The organism is Streptomyces incanus (assembly GCF_042656345.1).
Classification (GTDB): Bacteria; Actinomycetota; Actinomycetes; order Streptomycetales; family Streptomycetaceae; genus Streptomyces; species Streptomyces incanus.
Window position 1 is genome coordinate 39,498 of record NZ_JBHSPC010000164.1, and the last position, 2,992, is coordinate 42,489.

A 2,992-nucleotide genomic window follows, 5' to 3' on the forward strand; every position below is an offset into this window, starting at 1 on the left:
GCGGCCGGTTCGCCGCCGATTGCTTGTCCGCCGCCGACAGCCGACTCCCTGCCGGCCGTCCGGTTCTCGGCCGTCCCCTGGTCGGCCGTCCCGCTTTCGGCAGCCGCCCCGTCATCGGCACCGCAGGCGTGGGCGAGCGGCCCCTCGATCCAGTCGGCGAACAGCGCCAGGTCCTCCAATGAGAGCGCGGGCCGGGCCCGTACGTCCTCGACGCAGACGCAGAGCCCGGACACCAGGGCGAGCGCCTCGACACCGGCCCCGTCGGCGAAGACGAGCCGCACATGGAACCAGCGCGTCGCGTGCTCGCCCTCCCGCACCTCCCAGGCGGGCCACACGGACACCGCCCCGTCCGCCGGAGAACGATCGGAAAGATGGAGAAAAGATTCCTCAAGCACGCGCGCTACGTAATCACGTGATCACTTTCCATACGAAAGAACACGCACCCCGACTGTCGGACGGCACCCTGTCAGCGCAGCGCGGGCCGTTGGCGCTCTGAACGTCACGCCGTCGCACACTTCGTCCCGTTGAGGGTGAAGGCGTTCGGGGCCGCGCTGTTGCCGCCGTGGCTCGCCTGGTAGCCGATGCTCACGCTCGCACCGGGCGCGATCGTGCCGTTGTACGGGGCATTGGCCGCCGTCACCGCACCGGACGCCGGGGTGTACACGGCTCCCCACCCGCCGGTGAGGGTCTGCCCGGTGGGCAGGGTGAAGCGGAGCTGCCAGCCGTTGACCGTCGACGTACCGGTGTTGGTGACGGTGACCGAGGCGGTCAGCCCGGTGTTCCAGGCGTTGACCGTGATGGCGACCCGGCATCCGCTGGGCTGCGGCTGCGGTGCCGGGCCTGCGTCGTCGAGGCCGAAGAAGGTGATCACCCGGGACGCCATGCCGTAGACGTAGAGGTTGTGGCCCACGCCCTGAAGGCTGACGGCCTCCACGGGAGCCTGATCGTGCGTGGCCCCGTAGCGCGTCCGGGTCCAGTTGGCGGAGGGCGAGTCGGTGGCGGCCGGGACCCCGCCGACACCCAGCACGTTCGTCCACTGCTCGATCTCCTCACCGAAGTTGGGGTACCGCAGCACGTCGTCCTCGGTGCCGTGCCACAGCTGCATGCGCGGGCGGGGACCGGTGTAGCCCGGGTACGCGCTCCGGACCAGGTCGCCCCACGCCTGCGGTGTGCGGTTCACGGTGCCGCCCGAGCAGGCGCTGTTCCATTCGGACCCGTCCGTCGTGGCGAAGCAGCCGAACGGCACACCCGCGAACGCCGAACCGGCGGCGAAGACGTCCGGGTAGTCGCCGAGCAGCACGTTCGTCATCATCGCGCCGGAGGAGATCCCGGTGGCGAACACCCTGGCGGTGTCGGCACCGTACGTGCGGACGGTCCAGTCGACCATGGACTTGATGCCGACGGGGTCGCTGCCACCGCCGCGACGCAGAGCCTGGGGCGAGGAGACGTCGAAGCACTTGCTGGCGCGAGTGACGGACGGATACACGACGATGAACCCGTAGCGGTCGGCGAGCGAGGCGTACTCGGTGCCGGTGTACATCGCCGGGCCTGATCCGGTGCAGTAGTGCACGGCCACGACGACCGCCGGACGCGGCGTGACGCTGTCCGGCACGTACAGGTACATCTCGAGCCCACTGGGGTTGGGCCCGAAATCGGTGACCCGGTTGAGCGTGGCGGTGGGGGCCGCCTTCTCACGGGTGGGGGCCGGCTCCCGGGCCGAGGCCGCCGGCGCCATGAGCACGGTGGTGACGAGCAACGGCAGCAGCGCGGCAAGGAGCGCGATGACCGAAGCTCCGGACGGCCGGTGGCGCCTCGGGGTGACGCGAGGGATGTCTGACATGCCTGGGCCCTTCCTGTGCGGAGGAGGACGGCGGTACGGCGGTACGGCGGTACGGCGGTACGGCGCATGGTGGCATGGTGGCATGGACATGGTCTTCATGGAAGCGCTCCCACGCGTTCGACGGAATGCGCTCGCCGCCGCAACGGACGGCTGATTATGGACCGTCCAAGGCGTTGACCAGAAAGCGCTTACCGTTTACGTTCCGTTCAGCGATGTGAACCGACTGCGCGGTGCGACGCCTCCGCGCCCCGACATCGCCGCATCCCCCACATCACGACAGAAGGAACCGGAATATGACTTCCGCGACACGACCACGCACCTACGGGCGCGCGCTGACCGGCGCACTGGCCACCCTCGGCCTCTCGGTTGGCATGATCATGACGACAGGTGCCTCCACGGCGAGCGCCGCCACCTGGCCGACCGCCAACGGCAGTGAGGCCGTCTCCTCCACCATCTCGGTGTCCGGTACCAAGGACTACGGGCTGAAGCGCCTCTACGGCACCGGCGCCCTTGGCTCGGGCAGTCAGGACGAGAATCAGGGCCCGATCCTGGAACTGGCGGACGGCGCGGTCCTCAAGAACGTCATCCTCGGCGCCCCCGCGGCCGACGGCATCCACTGCAAGGGCTCCTGCACGCTGCAGAACGTGTGGTGGGAGGACGTCGGCGAGGACGCGGCCACGTTCAAGGGCAAGTCGTCGTCCTCGGTCTACACCGTCAGCGGCGGCGGGGCCAAGGAAGCCAGCGACAAGGTGTTCCAGTTCAACGGCGCCGGAACGCTGAACGTGTCGAACTTCGCGGTCAAGAACTTCGGCACCTTCGTGCGCTCCTGCGGCAACTGCTCGACGCAGTACAAGCGCACGATCAATCTCAACACCATCGAGGCGAGCTGGAAGGGCAGCCGGATCGCCGGCATCAACACCAACTACGGTGACAGCGTGACCCTGCGCAACATCAAGATCGTCGGGGACAGCAGCAAGAAGATCATCCCCTGCCAGAAGTACATCGGCAACAGCAACGGCAGCGAGCCCAGCAGCAACGGTTCGGGCGCCGACGGCACTTACTGCAAGTACGCGTCGTCCGACATCACCTACCAGTAGGACCACCGACAGCAGCCCCCACGGTGAGGGCGGCGGCCGTGCACGGCGCCGGCAC

3 protein-coding genes are annotated in these 2,992 nt (G+C 68.8%); 1 reads left to right on the forward strand and 2 read right to left on the reverse strand.

Annotated elements, in window-relative coordinates; translation table 11 throughout:
* Positions 1 to 341 (reverse strand): DUF6214 family protein (locus tag ACFP2V_RS36350; RefSeq protein ID WP_381220209.1); only part of this gene is annotated, 341 nt, incomplete at its 3' end.
* 158 nt (positions 342 to 499) lie between these two features.
* Complete coding sequence (locus ACFP2V_RS36355; protein WP_381220212.1) at positions 500 to 1,840, reverse strand: extracellular catalytic domain type 1 short-chain-length polyhydroxyalkanoate depolymerase; 1,341 nt, start codon at positions 1,838 to 1,840, stop codon at positions 500 to 502.
* A 293-nt stretch (positions 1,841 to 2,133) separates the two neighbouring features.
* On the opposite strand from ACFP2V_RS36355, the gene ACFP2V_RS36360 reads away from it, so the two are divergent.
* Positions 2,134 to 2,937, forward strand: coding sequence for a pectate lyase (locus ACFP2V_RS36360; RefSeq protein WP_381220215.1), 804 nt, complete (start codon positions 2,134 to 2,136; stop codon positions 2,935 to 2,937).
* The last annotated feature ends 55 nt before the right edge of the window (positions 2,938 to 2,992 follow it).

What these genes read in the sequence shown, in the direction of transcription:
- ACFP2V_RS36355 (WP_381220212.1), bottom strand. Translation starts at nt 1,840, where the DNA reads ATGTCAGACATCCCTCGCGTCACCCCGAGGCGCCACCGGCCGTCCGGA.
- ACFP2V_RS36360 (WP_381220215.1), top strand. Translation starts at nt 2,134, where the DNA reads ATGACTTCCGCGACACGACCACGCACCTACGGGCGCGCGCTGACCGGC.